Source organism: Dyadobacter luteus (assembly GCF_003383615.1).
Lineage (GTDB): Bacteria > Bacteroidota > Bacteroidia > Cytophagales > Spirosomataceae > Dyadobacter > Dyadobacter luteus.
Genome location: NZ_QNUL01000001.1, coordinates 382703 through 406362, shown reverse-complemented (window position 1 = coordinate 406362; position 23660 = coordinate 382703). Strand labels below are relative to the sequence as shown.

22 protein-coding genes and 1 pseudogene are annotated in these 23660 nt (G+C 42.8%); 14 read left to right on the top strand and 9 right to left on the bottom strand.

Annotated features, from left to right (window positions below; translation table 11 throughout):
• Nucleotides 1-103: 103 nt before the first annotated feature.
• A complete protein-coding gene (locus DSL64_RS01595) occupies nt 104-799 on the bottom strand; it encodes a LytR/AlgR family response regulator transcription factor (RefSeq protein ID WP_115828878.1) in 696 nt (231 codons plus the stop codon).
• Between the two features lie 166 nt (nt 800-965).
• Between DSL64_RS01595 and DSL64_RS01590 the strand changes: the two genes are divergently transcribed.
• The 4 genes from DSL64_RS01590 to DSL64_RS01575 all read left to right on the top strand — a co-directional run bounded on the left by DSL64_RS01590 (nt 966) and on the right by DSL64_RS01575 (nt 5416).
• Nucleotides 966-1523, top strand: coding sequence for a hypothetical protein (locus DSL64_RS01590; protein WP_115828877.1), 558 nt, complete (start codon nt 966-968; stop codon nt 1521-1523).
• Nucleotides 1524-1981: 458 nt separating this feature from the next.
• Entirely contained in the window at nt 1982-2320 is a 339-nt protein-coding gene (locus DSL64_RS01585; protein WP_115828876.1) for a PadR family transcriptional regulator, read from the top strand.
• Nucleotides 2317-4974, top strand: a complete 2658-nt coding sequence (locus tag DSL64_RS01580; protein WP_262512400.1) for an ABC transporter permease — start codon at nt 2317-2319, stop codon at nt 4972-4974. Before DSL64_RS01585 ends, DSL64_RS01580 begins: the two co-directional genes overlap by 4 nt.
• A 103-nt stretch (nt 4975-5077) precedes the next feature.
• Nucleotides 5078-5416 (top strand): alpha/beta hydrolase, encoded by a 339-nt coding sequence (locus DSL64_RS01575; protein ID WP_229216915.1) that lies wholly within the window; start codon nt 5078-5080, stop codon nt 5414-5416.
• A gap of 93 nt (nt 5417-5509) precedes the next feature.
• Here the strand turns inward: DSL64_RS01575 and DSL64_RS01570 are convergent, their stop codons facing one another.
• The 3 genes from DSL64_RS01570 to DSL64_RS01560 all read right to left on the bottom strand — a co-directional run bounded on the left by DSL64_RS01570 (nt 5510) and on the right by DSL64_RS01560 (nt 7844).
• Complete coding sequence (locus DSL64_RS01570; RefSeq protein ID WP_229216914.1) at nt 5510-6394, bottom strand: hypothetical protein; 885 nt, start codon at nt 6392-6394, stop codon at nt 5510-5512.
• A 313-nt stretch (nt 6395-6707) separates the two neighbouring features.
• The gene (locus DSL64_RS01565) at nt 6708-7031 is read right to left on the bottom strand and encodes a nuclear transport factor 2 family protein (protein ID WP_115828875.1); all 324 of its coding nucleotides are present in this window, start codon (nt 7029-7031) and stop codon (nt 6708-6710) included.
• A 21-nt stretch (nt 7032-7052) separates the two neighbouring features.
• Nucleotides 7053-7844, bottom strand: coding sequence for an SDR family oxidoreductase (locus tag DSL64_RS01560; RefSeq protein ID WP_115828874.1), 792 nt, complete (start codon nt 7842-7844; stop codon nt 7053-7055).
• Nucleotides 7845-7985: 141 nt separating this feature from the next.
• Between DSL64_RS01560 and DSL64_RS01555 the strand changes: the two genes are divergently transcribed.
• Nucleotides 7986-8366, top strand: a complete 381-nt coding sequence (locus tag DSL64_RS01555; RefSeq protein WP_115828873.1) for a winged helix-turn-helix transcriptional regulator — start codon at nt 7986-7988, stop codon at nt 8364-8366.
• A 662-nt stretch (nt 8367-9028) separates the two neighbouring features.
• The gene (locus DSL64_RS01550; protein WP_115828872.1) at nt 9029-9967 is read left to right on the top strand and encodes a TraB/GumN family protein; all 939 of its coding nucleotides are present in this window, start codon (nt 9029-9031) and stop codon (nt 9965-9967) included.
• 6 nt (nt 9968-9973) lie between these two features.
• Here the strand turns inward: DSL64_RS01550 and DSL64_RS01545 are convergent, their stop codons facing one another.
• The gene (locus DSL64_RS01545; RefSeq protein ID WP_115828871.1) at nt 9974-10402 is read right to left on the bottom strand and encodes an EthD family reductase; all 429 of its coding nucleotides are present in this window, start codon (nt 10400-10402) and stop codon (nt 9974-9976) included.
• Nucleotides 10403-10721: 319 nt separating this feature from the next.
• Here DSL64_RS01545 and DSL64_RS29235 point away from each other — a divergent pair, with 319 nt between their 5' ends.
• The 8 genes and pseudogenes from DSL64_RS29235 (at nt 10722) to DSL64_RS01510 (ending at nt 21586) form a co-directional block, all read left to right on the top strand.
• Nucleotides 10722-10970, top strand: a complete 249-nt coding sequence (locus DSL64_RS29235; RefSeq protein ID WP_229216913.1) for a hypothetical protein — start codon at nt 10722-10724, stop codon at nt 10968-10970.
• A pseudogene (locus tag DSL64_RS29460) lies at nt 10901-12219 on the top strand (choice-of-anchor I family protein). Before DSL64_RS29235 ends, DSL64_RS29460 begins: the two are co-directional and overlap by 70 nt.
• A gap of 174 nt (nt 12220-12393) precedes the next feature.
• Nucleotides 12394-13656 (top strand): YdcF family protein, encoded by a 1263-nt coding sequence (locus tag DSL64_RS01535; RefSeq protein WP_199539313.1) that lies wholly within the window; start codon nt 12394-12396, stop codon nt 13654-13656.
• Nucleotides 13657-14131: 475 nt separating this feature from the next.
• Nucleotides 14132-17494 carry a SusC/RagA family TonB-linked outer membrane protein gene (locus DSL64_RS01530; RefSeq protein WP_115828869.1) on the top strand — a complete coding sequence of 1121 codons (3363 nt, stop codon included), beginning with the start codon at nt 14132-14134 and terminating at the stop codon, nt 17492-17494.
• Nucleotides 17495-17504: 10 nt separating this feature from the next.
• Complete coding sequence (locus tag DSL64_RS01525; RefSeq protein ID WP_115828868.1) at nt 17505-19046, top strand: RagB/SusD family nutrient uptake outer membrane protein; 1542 nt, start codon at nt 17505-17507, stop codon at nt 19044-19046.
• A gap of 308 nt (nt 19047-19354) precedes the next feature.
• Nucleotides 19355-19924, top strand: a complete 570-nt coding sequence (locus DSL64_RS01520; RefSeq protein ID WP_115828867.1) for a Crp/Fnr family transcriptional regulator — start codon at nt 19355-19357, stop codon at nt 19922-19924.
• A 77-nt stretch (nt 19925-20001) separates the two neighbouring features.
• The gene (locus tag DSL64_RS01515; protein WP_115828866.1) at nt 20002-20865 is read left to right on the top strand and encodes an SDR family oxidoreductase; all 864 of its coding nucleotides are present in this window, start codon (nt 20002-20004) and stop codon (nt 20863-20865) included.
• Between the two features lie 391 nt (nt 20866-21256).
• On the top strand, nt 21257-21586 hold the full coding sequence (locus tag DSL64_RS01510) for a DUF2834 domain-containing protein (RefSeq protein WP_115828865.1): 330 nt from the start codon (nt 21257-21259) through the stop codon (nt 21584-21586).
• Between the two features lie 75 nt (nt 21587-21661).
• Here DSL64_RS01510 and DSL64_RS01505 read toward each other — a convergent pair whose 3' ends face one another.
• The 4 genes from DSL64_RS01505 to DSL64_RS01490 form a co-directional block, all read right to left on the bottom strand.
• Nucleotides 21662-22123 (bottom strand): VOC family protein, encoded by a 462-nt coding sequence (locus DSL64_RS01505; RefSeq protein ID WP_115828864.1) that lies wholly within the window; start codon nt 22121-22123, stop codon nt 21662-21664.
• Nucleotides 22124-22135: 12 nt separating this feature from the next.
• Entirely contained in the window at nt 22136-22510 is a 375-nt protein-coding gene (locus DSL64_RS01500) for a DoxX family protein (protein ID WP_115828863.1), read from the bottom strand.
• Between the two features lie 9 nt (nt 22511-22519).
• The gene (locus DSL64_RS01495; RefSeq protein WP_115828862.1) at nt 22520-22927 is read right to left on the bottom strand and encodes a VOC family protein; all 408 of its coding nucleotides are present in this window, start codon (nt 22925-22927) and stop codon (nt 22520-22522) included.
• 133 nt (nt 22928-23060) lie between these two features.
• Complete coding sequence (locus tag DSL64_RS01490; RefSeq protein WP_115828861.1) at nt 23061-23615, bottom strand: DJ-1/PfpI family protein; 555 nt, start codon at nt 23613-23615, stop codon at nt 23061-23063.
• Between the last annotated feature and the right edge of the window lie 45 nt (nt 23616-23660).

Below are 23660 nucleotides of genomic sequence, written 5' to 3'. Positions count from 1 at the left end.
GACTTTGATTGATTGAAAATAATACAGAGCAATTCTCAGAACAATATCAGGTAGTCAGAAAGGTATAAACTATCGGCAGATGGCCCACAGTAATCGTTTAAAATTAAAGTATTTTAAGCCTTTGGTTTAGCGCCGCACGGTAGCTGTCTGCAACGGGAACCATTTTCTTATTAATGATCAGCGTGCCACCTTCAATGGTATCAATCTTGCCGACCTGAATGATAAAAGATCTGTGAACGCGAAGAAATCTTGAATCGGGCAGTTTGCTTTCAACTTCCTTCAGCGAAGAATGAACAGAATAGAATTTCTCGGCTGTATACAACTTCACATAATCGCCCATAGCTTCAGCATAGAGAATATCCTCGATTTTTAAGCGGCGCACGATGTTTGAGTCGCGGATGAAAAGAAATGCATCGTCCTGAGCCTTAACTTCCCGGGTTTTGCTTTTGAATATCTCTTTGGCCTTTTCTACAGCTTGTAAAAACCTTACTGTTGTGACAGGTTTGGTAATATAATCTGCTACGTTTAGCTCAAAAGCCTCCGCAGCGTACTCCTTTTTCGAGGTTGTAAAAATGATGATCGGATTTTTAGTGCCAAGGCTTTTGACAAGTTCAATGCCACTCATATCTTCCATTTCGATATCAAGCAGCAGCAAATCCACTTGATCGGACATAATCTTTTGATAGGCATCTATCGCGTCTGCACATTCGCCAACCAGATTCAGCGAGCCCTCCTTTTTAACAAGCTGTTTAAGCGTTGTTCTGGCAATGATATTATCGTCGATGATCAGGCAATTCATAAGGGTACAAGGCAGAGATAAATTCCTTACAAAGAAAAGAATTATAGCGAGATTTTATGACTGTTTACCGACAGCTTTTGCCTTTGCGTCTATTGTCTGTTTCCATGCCGTGTTTCCCGACTTAGTTTTGGTCAATCATTCTTTAATCACTTAAAAACAAGCTATCATGAAAAAGTTAATCGCATCCGCAATCATCGCTTTTGTAGCCATCGCAGCAGTTCAGGTACAAGCCCAAACCACCACAAAAGAAGTGAAGAAAGAACTTAAATCAGAGAAAAAGGCAGCGCATAAACAGCTACAAAAACTGGAAGGAAATAAGGTAAGTTCCAGATCGAAAGATCAGTTTAATTCCGATTTTGATGGCGTGAGTGATATAAGCTGGCAGAGAGGTGCACAGTTTGACGAAGCTACTTTTACGAAAGACGGCGCGAAAATGACTGCCTATTACGATTATGACTCTAAGCTGGTGGGTACTACTACCAACAAAAAATTTGCTGATTTGCCGGCCAGCGCACAAAAGGATATTAAAAACCGCTACAAAGGATACACTACCGGCGCTGTTGTGATGTATGATGACAATGAGGGCAATGAAACAGATATGCTCTATTATGGCACCCAGTTTGACGATGCGGATCACTTTTTTGTAACTGTTTCCAAAGGTGGTAAAGAAACAATACTGATGGTCTCAATGGGAGGTGAAGTTTCAATTTTTAAAGAAGTGTAAACAGAGGAGGTTGCCGCATAGTGGTTTGCTTTTTTTACCACAGGTTGGTTTCAAGCATTAATTAAGGCCGCCGGAATGGGCGGCTTTTGTTTTTTCCAGAGAAAACTTGTCAATGCTTTTTTGCCTGATCTGGCGCGTAGACCGAATTTGATTTAGTTACACTGATATGAGCTTTAGTGATTACTCCACAGGTTAGCAAAACCCGGAAGCGCTTTTGTCGGCGAAGGGCAAGAAATTACCTTTTGTCTTTAAAGTGGGCTTTTGTTTCAGCAGTGGCTCTGGCTAATGAAAATTCCTGAAATACCAATCAGGTCATTTATAAGTTTAATTATTTTACAAAATGCAATTAGCTCATAATTAGTATTTTGTGATTGTTTGTTTCGTTTTATTTATTTCTACTGCAATCAGGAATAAAATAATCTCCCTATATTAACTGCAATTACGAACAATAGATAGCTATGAAGAAAACTAAACTGGGAGAGTTTGAAGAGCTTGTACTGCTTACAGTAGCAGCTTTACAGCACGATGCTTACGGAGTTGAGATAAAACGTGAGTTGGAAACACGGTTGAATGAAAGGCTGAGTGTGGGGTCCATTCAATCGGCTTTGAAACGAATGGAAGAAAAGGGTTTTCTCACTTCCGCATTTGGGGAAGCGACTTTGAAAAGAGGAGGAAAACGCAAACGAATCTACTATACTACTTCTCATGCGCTTAAGGTGCTGGAAGAAATGAGAGCAATACGCGCGGATTTATGGAAATCAATTCCTTTGATAGTCTCTGAATTGAAAATGATATGAGTCTGCCAGAGAATATTCAGCCGCCCAAGTGGCCCCTGCGCTTAATGAGACGTGTTCTTCGGACAGAATATCTGGAAGAAATTGAAGGCGACATGGAAGAGGTTTTTCAGGATAATCTTCATCAGTACTCTGTCCGGAAAGCCAAGCGGATTTATACATGGGAAATGTTAAAGCTGCTTCGTCCAAGCCTGTTAAGAAACCTGAAATCATCTTACACCCTTACGCCTTTTGCCATGTATAAAAACTATTTCCTGATTGCCTGGAGAAACCTGGCTAAAAAGAAAGCTTATTCAGCGATTAATATTCTGGGTTTGGGTGTAGGGATTGCCTGCTGCTTCCTGATTTTTACGTTTGTACAAACTGAACTCTCATACGATACGTATCATACCAAGCGCGATAGGATATACCGCGTTACGCATGGATCAAGGATATCTGAGGATCCAAAGAATCTGTCGAAAGCAGCGCCTTCCTGGGTGTGGGGCAATGCACCTATCGGACCGGCACTGAAACGCGACTTTCCTGAAATAGAAAAAGTAGTTCAGTTTTCCGGCAGGGCAGACATTCTGCTGACTCACGATGATACAAAGTATCAAGAGAATGGCGTTTTCTTCATGGACTCAACTGTGTTTGATGTATTCAGTTGGAATTTATTGCAGGGTGATCCCAAAACTGCATTGGTAAATCCATATAGTATCGTACTGACACAGAGCACGGCCCGAAAATATTTTGGCAATGAAAATGCGCTTGGTAAAACGCTAAGAGGCACTGATGCGCCAGGCAGAGCCTATGCGGGAGAATATTTGGTGACCGGAATCATGGCTGATCTTCCTGACAATTCTCACTTTAAGTTTAATGCCCTTCTGTCCCTGAGTACGTTTAAAAAATCTTTACCTGAAATATTCGATAACTGGGACTACGCTGATTTCTATACTTATTTTCTGGTAAACGAAAAATTCGATGAAGCTGCCTTCAAGCAAAAGCTTCCTGGTTTTGCACAGCGTCAGCTCAAAGACCCGAAAACAAGATATCTTATCGAGTTGGAGTCGTTAAACGATGTATATTTAAAATCCGATGCGGACCGGCAGCCGGGAGAAACCGGAAGTTTATCGAATGTATATGTGTTCTCTATTATCGCGCTTTTCATTCTGGTGATTGCGATGATCAACTTCATGAATTTATCTACGGCGCGTTCTATGGAACGTAGTAAAGAAGTCGGCATCAGAAAGTCAATCGGTGCAGCCAGAGGCAGCTTAATCTCTCAGTTTTTAGGGGAATCGTTTGTGATCGTTTGCCTTTCCATGATTACTGCCGTGTGTCTGGTAGTGATCTCGTTACCCTTTATGACAGGCTTTACCGGAAAAGAATTCAACATAGGTCTTCTGGTTAATTGGAAAAGTATTCCTATCATTTTGGGCGGCATGGTGTTGATTGCTTTTGTGGCAGGTTCTTATCCTGCACTTGTTCTCTCAGGATTCGATCCGGTGCATATCCTAAAAGGTATAAATAAGTCTGCGGCAGGCGTGAACCTCAGAAGAGGCTTGGTAGTTTTTCAATTCAGTCTTTCTATACTGCTCATTGCGGTAACGATTATTGTATATACGCAGATGAATCATTTGCTGGACAAGGATCTGGGTTTTGACAAAGAAAGTATGTTAGTCATCGACTATAATAATGATGAAGCTGTGAATGCTAAATCGCAGCTTTTAAAAACAATCCTGGAGTCAAATCCCTCTATTCTTTCAGCTGCTTTTTCGCGAAGTGTTCCCGGAAGCCATTTTCCTAATGCGGGTACAGAGATAGAAACAAAGGACGGAGAAATGAAAATGATGACACAGCCTATCTTTGAGGTAGGAATTGACTTTATACCTCATTTCGGCCTGGAGCTTGTTGCCGGAAGATCCTATTCCAGAGAGTTTGCTTCGGACTCCAGCAGGGCATTGGTTATCAATGAAGCTGCAGCAAAACAGTATGGATATAAGAATGCCAGAGAAATAATAGGCAAAAAATTCAGTCAGTGGGGTAGAACAGGTGTGGTGATTGGTGTTGTAAAAGATTTCAATTTTACATCTTTGCATCAAAAAATTGAACCGCTGACCCTGCCTTTCCAGGCCTATTCAAGCCGCTACCTTTCAATTAAATTTAAGTCGCAAAACGTGACAAAGACGGTTGAGCAGGTTCGTGCAGTTTGGAGTGAAATAGCGCCGCAGCGGCCTTTCCTTTTCAGTTTTCTCAATGAAGATTTTAATCGCCAGTATCAGGCTGATTTCACCTTCAGAAAGCTATTTACCACATTTTCCTGTCTGGCTATCGGTATTGCCTGTCTGGGGCTGCTTGGATTGGCTACATACATGGCAGAACAGCGCACAAAGGAAATCGGTATACGGAAAGTGCTTGGAGCTGATTTTCGAACCATCGTCATGTTGCTTTCCAGCGACTTCATTAAATTGGTTGTAATAGCTATTTTGATTGCGACTCCGGTGGCCTGGTATGTGATGAACCAATGGCTTGAAAGCTTTGCTTACCGGGTGGAGATTAGTTTCTGGGTTTTTATTTTAGCAGGGCTGATCGCCTTTTTGATTGTTGCACTCACCATCAGCTACCAATCTGTAAAATCGGCATTAATGAACCCGATATCCTCACTTAAGAGTGAATGAAATAATGCGTCCGGTTGTATCAAGGCGACACGGACTGATACAACCGGACCGCTTGCAGCTGGGGCTTGGGTAAACTCCCCTTACTGATGAGCAGATTGCTAAAATGCCGTTTGAGCTGTACCGTGAAGGATATATTTACTACGGTAAAACCCATGCACATCCCAATTCCAGCGGAAAGTACACGATGAGTAGTCTGCTCGATTTAATGACCTTCGATGCTGTTGCCAACATGGATCTTATCCGGCAGCCATTGTTAATGATTGCAGGCAGTAAAGCCGATACCTATTACATGACCGAGGAAGCGTTTAAAAAAGCTCCGGACACAAAGAACAAAGAGTTGTATCTTATTGAAGGTGCAACCCATATTGAAACATACTGGAAACCAGAGTATGTGAATCAGGTAGTTACAAAGTTGGTTAATTTTTTTAATGCCCCTTTATGATCTCAAATCTGACCTTGCAAAGGGAGCCGTTAAAGCAGCTCAGAAAATGGATAAGAGGCAATGCGTCTTGTACATTTTTTCCTGTAGGTGAAATCAGGATTTGTAAAAGGCCGAAAGTTGATCCAATCGCTGCCTGACAAGTGCATTTTTCATAGGTTCAAACCGTGCCAGTTCCACATTGTTTTTAGTAACGACAATATAAAATGGCTGATTTAATTTTGTCGTGAGGTGGTAAATAGTGGCGAGTTCGGCAATATCCTCGGACCACGCCGCCATGGAATACAAAGAAGCAAACGGCGTTTTCGAGAGCTGGCTATAAACATAAGGCGCCATGCTGATCGGTACTGATTTCCCGCTCCGAAAGCGGGTTTGTTCCAGCAGCGTATCTATGTATGCTTCTGCGGGTCTATTCGCTGTATGCCAGATATTTTTTGTGTAAAGAGTCGGCTCGACAATTGTATCGTTTTCGGCAGGATGGGGGGTAATCCCAGTCACTGCATCCACAATGTGCGTGGCCTCGTGCATGAGCACATAAACAATCGCATCCATACTGCCGCCTTCAACGCGGAGCTGATAACTGGAATCGGCAGTAGGGGTGAAGCAGGAATTCTCTTTCCAGGTCGCCCATTGAGAAATGTTTTCTTCCAACAAGCTGGCCCGAAAAGTAATGTTGAACATTTTTGTTGCACCAGAGGTGTCCAGCTGTGAGGTTAATGCCGTGTTTGGCATGTTATCCATGAAGCTGATACTGAGCAAATGTTGTTTCAAAATACGCTGATGCAGTGGTGTCAGATGTGCAAAAGCATTAGATACTTTTTCTTTTTCTGCTGTGGTCAGCGTGCGGTTAACCGGTTTCAGCCCGGCTTCCCGGAACATTTTGAATACGCTTTCCGGCGCAATTTTTACCCTTTGGGACGGCTCTGTTTTGACTAACAAATCTGCAGTTTGTGCCCGGGAAACTGTTTGCGATAACAGCATTGAAAAAAAAGACATTGAAAGTATAAAACGCAATTTTGTGGTCATAAGTGGTTTTATTTTTTTGAGCTGAAAAAGATTCTCAAAAATGTTTGAAACAGATTTTTCAAAAGTATATCTGCGAATTTAAGTACTAAGGTATTATTACATAATCTTCTGCAAACTGATCGCAGAGGCATCCGGTTCAAGATGATAATTCCTGACCAGATGGCCAAATGTTGCCTGCGTATTTTTCATGGCTGTACAATAAATATTATATACCTACCTTCCTGTTGTTATCAGATAAAAAAGGATGGCTTAAATTAGCCATCCCCAGTTATCCGGTAATTCTCAATGACTGTATCAATTTTTCCGTTATTTCCAGATGATAAGTTAATACAATAGGGCTTCCGGGAAAATTTCCCGAAGTTTCAGTTTTTAAAACGCTTTCCGTTTCTTTTTCTTCGAAGCCGAGGGGATTCATTGTCGCCTGGTAACGCTTGTTGGCATCGGCAATCCATTGTTCGATTTCTTTTCTCCCATTGTGCGTTTTGCCCTCATCAAAAACTACGGCTGTTTCGGAGAAACAATTTGCATAGGCGAAGCTGTCAAAGTTGTTTTGCGCTATTACTAAATCTGTTATTATTTTCGGTAAATCCATTTTTCTAAATTTTAAATGTTGTTAAACTGTTGGTACTGTACCGCCATCGATCACGAATTCGGTCCCTGATAAATAACCGGCTCTTGGCGAAACCAGAAAGCCGACAAATTCTGCAACTTCTTCGGGTTCTGCCGGTCTTCCGAAAGGTATTCCACCCAATGCATCCATCACACTTTGCTGGGCTTCTTCTACGGTACTATTCGCGTTTCTTGCAATTTCATCCAACCAGGCTTTTGATGCTGTCGTATTGATCCATCCTGGCGAGACAGTCAGCACCCGGACACCTTTCGGCGTAACTTCATTTGATAAGCTCTTACTATAATTGATCAGTCCTGCCTTTGCAGCAGCGTAAGGCAAAGTAGATTCAAATAGGGGTAGTTTGCCCTGAATGGAAGCGATGTGAACAATAACGCCACTTTTTTGATCTATCATTTGTGGTAAAAATCCTCTGTCTAACCGGACAGGAGCGAGTAGGTTAGCTTGCAAGGTTGATTCCCAATCCTGATCACTTAACACTGCAAAACCGCCAGCGGGTGTTGCCGAAGAACCAAGGTTATTGACGAGAATATCCAGCCGCCCGTAAGTTGATAGTACCTGGTTTACCACTTTTTGCGACCCCTCTGCTTTACTCAAATCGGAAGAAATGAAGTGCAACTTGCTGTTTTCTTTTTCCGGTTCGTTTCTTGCGGTAATAATAACAGTTGCACCTGCTTGTAAAAGCCGTTCTGCAATCGCTCTTCCGGCCCCTTTTGTACCTCCTGTTACCAAGGCAATCTTGCCTGTTAACTCATTGTTGAAATTGAACTGTTCCATTTTTTTTGTCCTGCTTTTTAGAATAATTATAGGACAAAATTGGGGTATAAAAGAAGTTTAGACAAGTACGGAATTACGATTCATATAGGGATAAATTAATCCCCTATTGCAGTGAATGAGGCATAGGTTTAACTTTGTAATATGTATGAAAGAAAGATAATACCTAACCTGAATTGTGGACTTGACCTGATCGGTGAAGTACTTTACGGCAAATGGAAAATTCGTTTGCTGTGGTTTATTCATACCGGTCATAAACGGCCTAGTGAACTGCAACGCAAAATCCCCGATGCTTCACGCAGGGTTTTGAATGTACAGTTGAAAGAATTGGAAGAACACGAACTGGTTACCAGAAAAATTTACCCCGTTGTACCGCCAAAAGTGGAATACAGCCTTACCGAATTTGGTAAAACGGTAATCCCCGTGATAGCCGCCCTGGGGCAATGGGGCGACGAACACGAAGGTCGGTTACGGGATGTTATTTTGAGACAAGTTGCAGGTACTGATGTGGAAGTACCTCTTTAATTAGCGTGATTCGTCAGTTGCGGTTCATCGCTATCACTGTACTCCAGATTGAGGTCAGCGGATGTCTTGGTATTTATTGAAAACTATATTCCACAAATATTAAGAAGAGCGTAATTCTGAAGCAGGGTCATTTGATACTGCCCTCTTTCCCAGAATGCATACAATGAAAAATACGATCAGGATTGCTGCAAAACCGGGTAATGCTAGCAGCCAGACGGTACCCACAGATAGCCCAATGATGTTAACAATGGTAAATGGCCTGGTTTCCCAAAGGTGTCGAAAAGCTATTTTTAGAAATATTCTGAACATTGTTGAGGTTTTAGCCGCTCGAAGAGCATTTCTACTTCATTCATTTTTTTGCGTAAGCAGACATGATTTCTATCCCCTGCATTCGTTCTGAATAGTTAGGAACGTTGAAATTTATTACCACTTCACCGGACTATCTCAGGTCGTTGGTAAAACTTTGTAAATGAATCGTAAAAGATGTTAAATACAGAGATGACAGCGAGAATTGAAATTTTATTGATTGCTCAAATTCCAAAAGCTGCTATTTTGCGTTCGGGCAGATAAAGTTTATTTATTGATATAAGTCTGTTTGATTCACTTTGGTTATTTTTTTGTCTTTATTGTGATGAAAGAATTAATTCCTGTAGCACATTCTTATGCATAAGCGCTTTTTCTTGATTCTGTTCTGGATATTTATCGTTGTTTTACAATCAGCATTGGGGCAGAATATACAAGTTGCTGCGCGTGACTCTGAGCTCAAAACTATTTTGTGGAAGATTACGGGTTTGGATTGTAAACAGCCTTCCTATCTTTTGGGAACGATGCACCTTGCGGATGCTGAATGGTTGCTTGAATATCCGGAATTCCAAAAAGTTATTGACAGCACAGAGTTCATTTTAACGGAGGCTTTTACAACTCAGCCGGAAGTAATGCAACCAAAACGAAAGGATATTTTAAAGGCGATTCCCTTGTTGTCCGTACAACAGTATCAGACTCTCGACTCGTTTTTTGTTGCCAGAGTGGGTGAGGGGATTGTTGGTAACCGTGATGCTGAAAACATGACAGTGGCAGAGATGGGTTCTGCAATACTAACGACGCTTGTTTCGGAAACAACAGGTGCTAACGGGTTGACTAAACTGATGGATCTTGACTTATTCCATCTTTACGGAAAGCTTGGCAGGCAAGGTGATCGTCTGGATCGCGTTGCACCCACTGAGTTTGATTCTACAAATATAGCCCACGCCAAAAATCATCTCGCCAGATCTCTGAATTACATTAAAAACAGTGATAAAGCTGACTGGAACATTTACCAAATGCCGGATCTTGATCAGACTGTCGCAAAATTTAAAAAAATGGACGTTGATTATCAGCTGGATGCCCCGGCCATGACTGTTACTGTTTCGGACGATTTCGATTTTATACCTGTTGAAACACGTAACAGGAATTGGATGGATAAAATAATCAAATGCATCACAACAAAACCTTGTCTGATTGCTGTGGGCCTGGGTCATCTCTATTACAATACCGGAGTAGTGTCGTTATTAAGACAGAAGGGTTATCAGGTGGAACCGGTTCTTTTTAATAATTTACGTTAAGGTGCCTTATCTCACGACCTCACTGACCAGAATAACCGGGGCTGTATTGGTGTAATTTGCAAAATCCGCACGAATTGCCTCTCTGTTGGGAGCTATTGCAGCCTGATATTCGCTCAGGCTTTTTACATAAAATGTGCCAATTGCCATATAAGGTAGGGGTTGGTTTGGAATACCGCTGGCGACTCCCTTTTCAATCGTATATTTAACAAGGTTTGGTCCCAGAAATCCAGCCACCATAGGCATGTGTTTGGTTTCGTAGTATTCCATGTTGAAAGTCTTGCCTTCGGCATAAGGATACATGACTGCTATTTTTACCAGGCCTTTTTCTGTTGATGCAATCCTGTGTTGATGCTCTTTATGGGCCGGCCTGTCCTGACTAAATGCAGCAAAACAAGTGTTTAAAAGTAACAATGTCAATACGGGTTTGAATTTCATGACGTCAAAGCTTTAAGTGATGTAATGTGTAAATTGTTTTGAAATATATATAATAAATCACATTGTTGAGCTATGTCGGGATTGCAGCCTGGCAGATAACGTCTCTTATTTTCAAATGTCTGTTTGTCAAGTGGTTATTTCTGATTAGACCCGATAGATAAAACAAAAGGTAGCATTTTTTCATGTTTAGTCTAAAATGTTTGCTCAAATCTGATGCGGGTCAGGAACGATATGTTATCAGATTGTTAAGCTTAATGTCTTCTCGCTTAGTGGATTACAGTCTTTGGTATTTTTGGGAAAATCTCAATCCCAAACTTTTATGAAATCTCAGTACTCCATTTATGCAGGCGCATTGCTTGCTTTGCTTTTGAATAGCTGTATCAAGGATCATCCGCCTCAGGTGCCCTTAGAAAATGCCAGCGCGTTTACAGAAATCGCCTCCATTGATCTGGGAGGAGCTGCGGCTTCCGAGATTTCGGCTTACGATCCGGCCAAAGATTGTTTACAGTTAATAATGAAAAAAGTCCGTTGGTTGAAGTTCTGGATCTTTCAGGATTACCAGTCATAACAAAGCTTCAGCCCATTGCGGTTTCGTCATTGGGAGGGCTTGCAAACAGCGTTTCGGTATCAAATGGTAAGCTGGCAATCGCTCTGGAAGCCGACAACAAGCAGGCCAATGGCAGTGTTGTGGTTGTGAACACGAGCACCTTATCTGTAATAAAGAAAATTGAAGTAGGTGCTTTGCCTGACATGGTTACGTTTAGCCCTGATGGCAGATATATCGTGACAGCCAATGAGGGCGAACCCAGTGCAGATTACAAGACAGATCCGGAGGGTTCGGTATCGATTATTGATATGCAGAATGACTACAGTATTAAAACGCTTACGTTCGGTGCATTTGCCGGATCTTTGCCACAGCTTGCCGCAGAGGGTTTCCGCATATTCGGACCTGGTGCCAGTTTTGCACAGGATATTGAGCCTGAATATGTAGCAATCTCGGATGATTCAAAAAAGGCTTATGTAACGCTGCAGGAGAACAATGGTATTGCTGAAATTGATCTGACAAGTGGCACTATTCTAAAAATAAGACCGCTGGGCACCAAAGATATGAGTCTTGCGATAAATGCAATGGATCCCAGCGACAGAGATAGCAAAATTGAGCTCCGCTCTGCTGCTGTTAAGTCATTTTATCTTCCGGATGCGATTTCTCATTTTCAACTGGTGGTGCAGCTTATCTGATCACGGCTAACGAAGGAGATGCGCGTGAGTATGCAGCTTTTGATGAGAAGGCGAGGGTAAGTTCGCTGAAGCTTGATTCGAAAGTGTTCCCTAATGCAGCTACCCTGCAATTGCCTGCAAACCTGGGGCGTCTGCGTGTGACTAACACGCTGGGTGATATCGATTCAGATGGAGATTTTGATGTGCTCTATGGTTTTGGTGGACGTGGATTCAGTGTTATCAACGCCGCTTCCGGCCAACTCGTTTATGAATCTGGTAAGAGCCTGGAGCAAGAGGTGATCAGCGCAGGAATCTATGACGACGACCGCTCTGACGACAAGGGTATTGAACCTGAGGGAGTAACTGTCGGATGGATGAACAATAAGCCTGTTGCTTTCATTGCTCTGGAGCGGGTAGATGCCGTTGCTGTATATGATCTCACCAATCCTGCAGCTCCCAAATTTTTACAGATGATCAAAACTGGTGATGCGCCTGAGGGAGTTTTGTTTATATCCGCGGCCAACAGTCCAAATGGAAAGAGTCTGCTTGTAACCAGCAATGAGGGAGATGGTACGGTAAAATTGTATCAGCCTATCTAAATAAAAACGGGTAAAAATTTTTTGAGTTGAAATGGGTGGCATTGTTGCTGCCCATTTTCATTGTTCGTCATTACTATTTTTAAAGGATCACGCCTATTATCCCCGTTTTTTAACGTGTGGGTAATATTAAGGTAATTACAAGCAGCGACATTTATGGTTTTATCAAAAAACCTTATGCGCATAATTCTTCTTCTCTTTTTCTTTCTGATACAGTTTCAGAAAGGATACACGCAGCAAAACAAACTGCCTGATCCAAATTATAAACTCGTTAGCCCGGGTTCTTTCGTTCAATCCAAAAACTACTACCTGCTCACGCTCTTCCAGCAGGTTAAAGACGCCCGCATCATGCTGGAAAAGGATGATTTACTTCAGAAAGTAGCTCAATCAAAATTGAATCACCTCCGGTCATCTGTCAAAGAGTGTAAAACTGATTATCTCTGTTACACTAGTGGAATGAAGTTCTCAGACCAGGAGATCAAGGAGGTTGGAAAACGGTTGAAGGAATTGTACAATCCTCAAAATGCACTCGGAAAAATTGTGAAGGAACACCTTCTTCGATCAGGAAGCTACATTCTTTTATCGGGCGCAAAGCCTGACGAGTTTTTAAGAAAGGTCTGGGAACAGGATGCCAAAGCCGTTAATCATGCCATCGAGGTGTATGCAGAGGGTAAAAGACCCAATTATCCGGCTATTGATTCTATCGCTTTCAATCGCTACCGTAAAAGTTACCCGGTGCTTGTTTATGACTGTGCCGATGTAGTGCGGCAGGAATCCAAGGATACGAGCTTGTTTTTTGGATCCGCGATGCACTTTGCGTTGCAGTTTCTGGAGATCAATGAGCGGAGTGAGGCAGCAGATTATGAACCGATGGAATCCACAGTCAATAAGGCTGCTTTTGATCAGATAAAGAAGACAGATTGGAGCCGCTATAAATATGCCGTGATTCTGGTTCCCGGAGCAGGTCCGGATACCTACGAGCGCGCTTTGAGCGAAGGCGGTATTTTGCGTTGCCGGGTAGCAGCGAAGCGTTATTTCGAAGGTCAGGCCCCTTTCATCATTGTATCAGGCGGTAGAGTACACCCTTTTAAAACGAAATACAGTGAAGCATTTGAAATGAAAAAGTTTTTGATCGAAACGCTGCATGTACCTGAAAATGCCATCATTATGGAACCCCATGCCCGCCATACCACAACCAATATACGGAACGCGGTGCGGTTGATGTTTCGCTATGGCATGCCTATGGACAAACCTTCCCTGGTGTCAACCATGCGCTCTCAGAGTTATATGATCACAAGTGACTCCTTTGCAAAGAGATGCATGCGTGAGATCAATCATATTCCATACAAATCCGGCAAAAGAATCTCTGACACTGATTCGGAGTTCTTCCCTGTGCTGGATGCTTTACAAATTGATGCAGACGAACCCATGGATCCCTGATCATTCTTAAAACGGTTGGTTAAGGCGGGCTGGTGCTATTGTAGCGTCAGCCCGTTTCAGTAATAGATAACATTTTTTACAACTTTAAGTCGTCTACCTTCATATTGGAAAAGTGCATTTTTTTAAATTAATCTGTATTTTTTGTAACCGGTACAGACCAATGGCTTCATTGGTGGTAAGTACGCTCACAACAGTAGTTATATGATTCCTTGAACTGTGCGCCAACATACAAAACCTTACTATTTGCTTATTTCATAAGATTCACATTTATAATAAATTATGCTGTGCGGATAACAGATGGAGCACCTTTTTAAGTACTTCCTTCAACTGTCAAGTTTACATTTTCGTAACATTCCAGTCCTTTTGGCTTAATAGTGCGAACCTACCTTTGCGCACTGTACTAGGCTGCCTGTGTTTCTATTTCTATACCGACCTTTTAAGGCATCCTTAAAAAAATTCAATTCTAAATTCAATTATGAAAAAAAGATTTCTATCAATCATTCCGATGGTAATGGCTGGTGCGATGGTCCTGTATGTGGATCAGCCCTCATGGGCAGCCAGGCCAACCATTTCCGGGGCAGTGCGTGGTGCAAAGATGCATCAGGCGCCAACTATCACTGTGAGAGGAAAGGTAATCGATGATACAGGCGCTGCTTTGTTAGGGGTTACTATTTTGGAGAAAGGGAATTCTAACCGTGGTACAGTAACTGATGCCGATGGTGTTTTTTCCATTGAAACTGCTCAGGGAAATACACTGATTTTTTCTTTTGTGGGCTTTATGGCCAAAGAGGTGGTGGTAACAGATAACAAGCCGCTTACAATTCAGCTTCAGCCAGATGCTATGATGCTCAACGAAGTGGTGGCTGTAGGTTATCAGACTTTGCGTAAAAGTGATCTGACGGGTGCTATTTCAAGTGTAAAGGCGAAAGAATTAAACCTGACTACACCAACTGTAGGGCAAGCGCTTGTCGGAAAAGTAGCAGGGGTACAAATCTCGCAAGTAAGCGGAGCGCCGTATCAGGGAACCAAAATTCGTGTTCGCGGTGTGGGTTCTATTAATGCAAGCTCGGATCCTTTATATGTAATCGACGGATATCCTGCCGGAAACGATGTTTTTATCAATCCTAATGATATCGAATCCATTGATATTCTGAAAGATGCTGCTTCTGCAGCCATTTACGGATCGCGTGCTGCGGGTGGGGTAGTGCTTATTACTACTAAACGTGGTAAAGAAGGTAAAGGTAAATTGGAGTATGATTACCAGTTTGGTGTACATCAGCTTGCCAAAAAAGTGGATATGCTTAATTCCTCTGAATTTGCACAGCTGTTGATCGATGGTCGTAATAATACCTATCGCGATCTGATGGTGAATGGTGGTAAGCAATGGAACGATGCGATGTTCTCTGACGACAATGCAACCAGGATCAGAAATCTTGGAGGAAGTGCGGGTTCGGTTAGTATCCCTACTGATCTTTACGATTTTGCCAATCAGCAACTTATTACGCCCAAGTATAATACCGACTGGCAGAATGAGCTTTATCGTAATGCTCCTGTGAGCCGTCATAATGTCGCTTTCAGTGGAGGGCAGAAAGGACTTCGTTATGCAATCAGCGGAGGGCATTTAGGACAGGAAGGTATCATCCTGAGTACAAAACAAGAGCGTACCAACTTCCGCGCGAATCTGGATGCCGACGTAAATAAAAGACTGAAAGTAGGGGCAAATCTTGCTTTTACGTACAACGAGAACCGTGAAGTTCAGGAAGGTCGTTTTAACCAGGGTCCTATTCTGGGAGCTTTGGTATACATGCCGATCTTCAAAGCTTATAACGAAGATGGTAGTCTTGCTAAAAATGAAGCGGCCGCTTTGAGCTCCGGATACGGTCTGCAGTCTATAGAAAATCCGGTTGCCCTGGCTACAGAAACGCATATCAATCGCCGTGGTCAGCGTGGCACCTACAACGGGTTTGCTTCGTTTGAAATCATTCAGGACCTTGTCTTTAAAGTAAACCTTGGTCTTCAGACATTCAATGAGAAGTATGAATACTATCAGCCTACCAGTTTGAGTTCAGGAGCCAATCCTCCGGGATCTCCTCAGGCGCAGGCTGCAGCATATGCACTTTCGCGCAATGCAGGTTTTATGGACAGACTTGCCGAATTTACACTGAACTATAAAAAAGCATGGGGTAAACACAGCCTGGATGGACTTGTTGGTTACACCAGCCAGAAAAATACGCGAGATGTAGTTTCTGTAACTGCACGTGGTTTTCAGAACGACAGAATTGAAGAGATTACGAGTAAGGGAGCAGATGCAATTTATTTCGGCCTGAATACCGGAAATCCGGAAAATACAGGAACGGGAAAAACCAATTGGACAATGTTGTCGTACCTGGCAAGAGCAGTTTACAATTTTGATAACAAATATTACCTGACCGCTTCGTTCAGAACAGACGGATCTTCGCGCTTCGGCCCTAACAACCGCTGGGGAAATTTTCCGTCCATATCAGCAGGCTGGAACATCTCAAACGAATCGTTTTATGGCGATTGGCTGGGCAAATCTTCAACAATGAAATTACGCGCCAGCTGGGGGCTTAGCGGTAATAACAATATTGGTAACTATAACTTCCTGCAAACGATGGCTACACCTGGCGGAGTAGTTTTCGGAAATGGGACTGTCAACACAGCCATGTGGGCAGAGAGCATCAAAGACCAGAGTTTGGGCTGGGAATCTACTTCCCAATACAATGTCGGACTGGATCTTGGTTTGCTTCAGGATCGTTTGTCAATCATTGCCAACTATTACCTGAGTCGTTCTTATAATCTGCTTTTCAATCAGCCACTTTCCGCAATTTCAGGAACTTCTACAATCCTGACGAACCTGAGAAATTCAAAAGTACAAAACACAGGGTTTGATATTCAGGCAGATGCACGTTTGATCTCTAAGCGCGATTTTCATTTGAATCTTAACGCGAACTTCTCACTGAACCGTAACAAGGTTTTGGATATGGGTGGTGCGAGCACTATTTTTTCAATGGGAGCGGAGCGTTCTTACATCACTCACGTGACCCAGCAGGGCCAGCCGATTGGTATGTTCTACGGTTTTAAAGTGAAAGGTATGGTGCGCGAAGCTGATATGGAAAACCTGGCAGCTGATAACGCAGTCTATAACTCATCTACGCAGAAATTCCCTGAAGGCTATGTGTTGAAAGGGCCAGCGCGCTCTACCGCTTCAACAAACCCAATGCGTCCCGGGGATTTGTATTTTGAGGATGTAAATGGAGATGGTATTGTAAACGATGCTGACAAACAGGTAATTGGTACGCCGCATCCGAAATTTACATATGGCTTTGCCATCTCTGCAAGCTATAAGAATCTGGATTTCAGCTCATCATTCAACGGAGTGTATGGCAGCCAGGTGCTCGACGGACAGGATTATTACATATTCAACATGGAAGGGTCGGGTAACCAATATTCCAAAGTACTTAACAGATATCGCTCCGAAGCACAGCCTGGCGATGGGAAAATCTACCGTGCAGCGCGTGGAGGAACTCAAAGCAACAGTACGCGTCTTTCCACTTTCTATCTGCAGGACGGCTCGTTTCTCAGATGTACGAATTTGACTGTCGGTTATAACTTCCCTGAGATTGCAAAAGTTAGTAAAAATGCGATCAGTAACCTCAGACTGTATGTGGGTGTAGATAACGCTTTCACACTGACCAAATATCTGGGCTATAACCCTGAGGTAGATTACAACGATGGAGCCAATCTGACGCCAGGTGTTGATTACGGTAAATATCCATTGGCACGTGCCTACAATATCGGAGCACGAATCACTTTTTAATTGAGCACTTATGTTTTACAAAAGATATAAAATTAACACAATCATTGCAGCGCTCGGTCTGTCAGTACTCAGCGCTTGTTCTACTGACTTTATTGACCTGGAAGATCCTAATGCAGTTTCGAATGCGTCGTACTACCAGTCGCCTACAGATGTGGAAGCAGCGGTGAATGGCATTTACAATGCTTTGAGGAGCGGTAACGGTATAGGTGAAACGAGCGGGCTTTACAATGAAGAACGCTCCGACAATACCGGAAGGAATGATAACCAGTCTAACGCCGGAGAGCCTTTTCAGTTCAACGATTTCTCATTGTTGCCAAGTAACGCTTATCTGAAAACGCACTGGCTTGCGTTGTATCAGGTAATTTCCAGAAGTAATCAGGTTTTGGAGGGTATCGAAAGGGTTACGTTTGCCGATAACAATCAGAAAGAGAATTATAAGGCTGAAGCCAAGTTCATGCGTGCGATGATTTACTTCAATCTGGTTCGTAAATGGGGAGATGTGCCGTTGGTTACCAAGCCTCTTAACTCTCTGGGTGAAGTACAGGCTAATACTTTCCGTGAAAAACAGGATGTGGTTTATCAGCAGATTGTACAGGATCTGAAAGATGCAGCAGGCAGCACATTGCCAAACACACAAACTGCTGCAACGAAGGGTAAAGTAACCAAAGCTGCGATCAATGCACTGCTGGGACAGGTTTATCTGACAATGGCTACAACTCAGGATCAGGCTAACCGCAATGCCAATCTGAACGAAGCCAAAACTTACCTGACGGCTTGTTATAATATGCGCTCATTTGGGGTGCTGAAAGAAATACCTTACGCTGATGTGTTTGATGTAGCCAAGAAATCGACAGTTCCTGAAATTATCTTCCAGATCGTTAACCGCCAGGGGGATATCAACTTTTCATCTTCCATTGCAAGGAGCAACCAGGCAATCGGGGAAACTGTGAATTCTTTGTTTGCGTCGACTGGTGCGGGAGGAAACGTTACGCCGGATCTTGTTTTGGATTATGAAGAAAAGGATGTGAGAAAAGATTTTTCTGTAAAGTTTGCCAATGCATCCATTGTACGTGATTACTTTATTACCAAATACCGTGATGCGAGCACTGCAGCCGGTGTGCAAGGTTTTGGAGGCAATGACTGGATTTTGATCCGTTATGCAGATGTAATCCTGATGCTGGCAGAGGTGAATATGTATCTTGGCGATGAGCAGACGGCTATCGGATTTCTGGATCAGGTGCGTGAGCGTTCGGGACTTCCTTTGTATGCAGTGTCCATCCAGAATCAAACCTACCGTGCCAAATATCCGACATTGAAACTGGCCATTTTGCACGAGCGTCGTACTGAGTTGGCATTCGAAAATCATCGCTGGTTCGATTTGCTCCGCTTCTTTAACAATGACGAGTTGGTAGCCTACTTCAAAGCGAAAGATCAGGCTAGTTTTGGTCTGGCGAAACTCTCTAATTTCGGCACGAAGGACCGTTACTATCCGATCCCGTTTGATGAACACAAACTGGATCCGATCAAAATGTACCAAAATCCGGGTTATTGATCCGGTTGACTAAAAAAATGAAAAGAGGGTGTTTCAATTCAAAACGGAGACACCCTCTTTTTTTTATGCTTACCTGTAGTTTTGGACACAGCGAAATCCCAGGTACTACTCAAAGCCTGGAGATGTAACGAATGAAGTAGCAAATTTGAAACAGAAAGTTACTCTATTTGAAAAAGCAATTGTACTGTTGTGCTTATCGTTAAGGAAATTACCACTGTTCCGCCTCAGTAATTAATGATTCGGAAATCTGAGCATGCTTTTTACCAAATGTTAAATAACCTGAACTTAATAAATTCGATATTTAGCTCATGGAAGAGTTCATCAATTACATCCTGCAGTTCGGAAATTTGAACAAGCAGCAGACAGATTTCATTATGAGCAAAGCAAAAACGCTGGAGCTCCACAAGGACGAGTATTTTTCTGAGGCAGGAAAGATTCCCAGATATGTCGGTTTTATCCTCGAAGGTGTCCTTCGTTTTTGTTATTACAATAACAGAGGCGAAGAGATAACCCATTCTTTTGTTGATGAAAACAATTTTGTTTCGGATCAGCAAAAATTCGAAGCACAAATGGTTGCTTCTGAATATGTACAGGCTGTGACTAATTGTAAACTACTGGTTTTTTCAAAAAAAGATTGGGATGAAATCGGCAATACCATTCTTGGCTGGGACGCTATTGCAGGATTGATAATGAAAAATTGTCTTTTAAAAACGATCGAAAGAAGAAGCCCTTTGGTCTCAGAGGATGCAACGACCCGCTATTCACTATTCAATGAACATTTTCCAGGCCTTGTAAATCGTATACCGCTTTCGTATGTCGCTTCTTACATGGGTATCACGCAGCAATCGTTGAGCAGGATAAGAAAAAATATTCGTTGAAGTCTCATTTTACCAAATGTTAAATGTTTTTGTTTTTGAGATTCCAAACTTTGCATCACAATCTTTAATCAAAGAAAATGAGTAAAAAAGTAGTTTTAATAACAGGAACAAACAGTGGTTTTGGCTGGCTTACAGCACATAGTGTTGCAGCCCTGGGGCATCAGGTTTATGCTACCATGAGGAATACTAAGGGGAAAAATGCGGACAGAGCCACTGCATTAGCAGCATTAGCTAACGTGACGGTTCTGGATGTTGACCTGACAGATGACGAAAGTGTAAAACAAGCCGTGGAAGGGATTGTTGCAAAGGAAGGCAGAGTCGATGTACTGGTCAATAATGCTGGTGTGTCAATGAATGGTGTTGCAGAGAGCTTTACGTCGGCTGATGTACATGCTCTGTTCGACGTGAACGTCTTTGCACCTTGGAGGTTCATCAAGCAGGTATTGCCTGCTATGCGCCAACAGCAAGAAGGTTTAATAATTAATGTGACCAGCGGGTTCGGGCGCGTATCTTTTCCATTTGCTGCTGTGTACAGTGGATCCAAATTCGGTTTGGAAGGCATTAGTGAAGGCCTGCATTATGAAGTGAAAAGGTTGGGAATCGATGTGGCCATTTTGGAGCCCGGCGCTTTTCCGACTGAGATGGGCCAGAAAACCCAACCAGCCTCGGATCAATCCGTTTTTGAAGGTTATGGTGCAATCGCTGATATGCCGAACAAAATGATCGGTGCAATAGGCGGACTGATAGCAACAAAAAATCCTGATCCGCAGATCGTTGCAGATGCTATTGTCAAACTCATAGAATCGGAAAAAGGAAAAAGACCATTACGAACTGTGGTAGATCCAATAACCGGGGCATATATCGAAGCGGCCAATCAGGCTGTAGCAGAAGAGTTCGGTAAAGGTTTAACATTGTTTGGAATGGGGGAATTGTTAGTCTGACCAGTAGAGGCTATCAGGCTCCTTTAGTAAAGAAAATTAATAGCCAGATTACTTCTGTCAGGCCTTCAAATAAGATCTGGCAGAAGTAACAAAATTAATGAGTAGAAAATCGCCTTCACGCTGTATGCGCTAAATAAATCAGACGCGAAGACTATCTGATTCCATGCAGATTGACAATCAACAGACTTTCTGTTACCCTCCTGGAATCAACCTTTCTCAACTGTCGGATTCCCGTCCGGCTCCTGCAATTCCGATCTTGCAATATTGGGATTAATCAACTTTTGATATATTCTTCACAGGCATGCAGTTTTATCTTCTCGCGTAAATCTGACAATGTTTTGTAATTTCGTCACGATGTTTTCTACTTTACCATAGTCAATAAATCCATCCTATGAAGAATTTGTATCTGCTGTTAGCCATCGTTGGAACTGTGTTACCTCTCTCTCAATTTTACGGTTTTTTGACAGAATTCGGACTGGATTTTCACTCCTTTTTTGAGCAACTATTTGTCAATCACATCTCTTCCTTTTTTGCCTGGGATGTACTGATCTCAGCAGTCGTGGTGATTGTCTTCATCCAGGCGGAAAGGCAAAAAAACTTTATTGGTTATTATTGGATTGCTTACATAGGTTTATTTTTAGCAGGAGTTTCATCAGGTTTACCCATGTTTTTATATCTGAGAGAGCTGAGTAGAAATAGACACAGTTCTACTCAGATGTGATGTTACTGAAAAAATGAAATCGCCAGCCGGAAGGGAAATTATTATGCAGATTCAGCCTTGCCTGTCAAGCCGATTTTAAAAATCGGCAATGACAATTTTTTTCATTCCCATCATTTTTTTGAATGCACCTGGTTTGCTGTTCAGTTCTTCCCAGTTTTCGGGGCACACCTGCCAGCTCAATCCATATTTGTCTTTCAGCCATCCGCAAACACTCTCCTCGCCGCCATTGGCGGTGAGAGTGTCCCAGTAATAGTCTATTTCAGCCTGGTCTTTACATGGTATCATAAAAGAAACAGACTCATTGAATTTGAACAGTGGCCCCGCATTAATACCGATAAACCGCATACCTGCAATTTCAAACTCAACAGTGAGTACCTTACCGGCAAAGTCCTTCTGAAAGTCGGCCAGCCCCTCGGCTTCAGTGAGAGGGTAGTAGGTGGTGTTGATCAGTTTTCCATCGGAAAAAACAGAAACATAATAATCCGCAGCCTCCTGCGCATTACCGTCGAACCAAAGGTTAGGAACTATCTTTTGCATGGCCTGGATACTTTAGATGCTTGAATGAATCTTTTTATTGTAGATGTAGGATACTGCCAGAATTCCAAGGAAAGCCAAAGGCATGAGCATGTAGCCGATATTTTGATCGACACACGCGTGGCTTATGAAAGCGAAAATCAAAGTGTAGGTGAGTCCTGCATAAGCCCATTCTTTAAGCACTGCCGGAGTTTTCGGGTATACAATCGCTATTACTCCCAGCACTTTTGCTATTGCAACAGAGAATCCGAAGTAATCCGGATATAAAAGTGCTCTGGTTCCAACTGTCATGTACTCAGGCGCAAATAGCCAGGTACTTACAGGCATCACAGCCTCCCACAACGCAATGATGATGGTCGCTGTCCAGAAGATAGTTTTATTTCTTTTCATTGGAATGTTCTATTCTGTTGGAAATTTTGACATATCCATAAAGAATATTTCCCAGGTGTGCCCGTCGAAATCTTCTATGGTGCGCTGCTGCATAAATCCGTAATCCCTGATTTCGTTCGGCTCTGTTCCGCCGGCGTCAAGCCCTGCCTGGGTGATACTGTTCACCTCATCGAGGCTGTCAACAGACAGAGAAAACAAACCGGCAACGTTCGACTTTGTATCGGCAATGGGTTTGGTAGCGAAGGATGAGAACTTTTCGTGGGTCAGCAGCATGACATAAATTGCCTCACTCCATACCATGCATTTACCACTGTCATCTGAAAATTGCGGATTATTCGTAAAGCCCAGTTTCGTATAAAAGTCAGTAGACTTAACAAGATCCTTCACTGCCAAATTGATGAAAATTTGCTTTGCCATTTCGTTAAGTGTTTAGATTATGTTGTTTGATTGTCACAAATATATATGCAAGTCATCGTACTTACCTGCCGTATATCTGACAACTTACAGGGGCATTTGAGACAAAACGAATCCCGGAACACAGCCGTATGGTTTATTGCTCCTTTAAACAAGAGAATACTTCCCTGTAAAAGTCGGGGTGCGACTGCCAGGTTTGCCCTGTAACCATGTTTCCGTCGCGAATCGCCTGCTGCGTAGAATATGTGCCTCCACCCATTTCAATTTCTGTACGGACATGTTCGTAAGCAGTCAATTCTTTATTTTTGGCCAGTCCGGCGGTAACCAGAATCTGAATACCGTGACAGATGGCAAAGATCCATTTTTCCTGCCTGTTGAATTCACGAACCACTTCGAGCAGTACTGCGTGGTTACGCAGGTACTCGGGAGCACGGCCTCCCAATAGCAAAATTGCGTCATAATCACTTACTACCACCTCGTCGATTGTCAGATCAGCGTCCAGACAATATCCCGCACGCTCGACATAGGTATCCCAGCCAGGTTCAAAATCGTGCATCACCAGATTAAGTCGCCTCCTGGATGGAGCCGCAATGACGGCAATGTCACCTTCTTCCTGAAAGCGGTGAACGGCATACAGTGTTTCGTAACTTTCGCCACCATCTCCGGTGACCAGTAAAATTTTGCGATTCATTGGAAAAAATATTTAAGATAGTTGGTTAATCATAAGCTGTTTGAC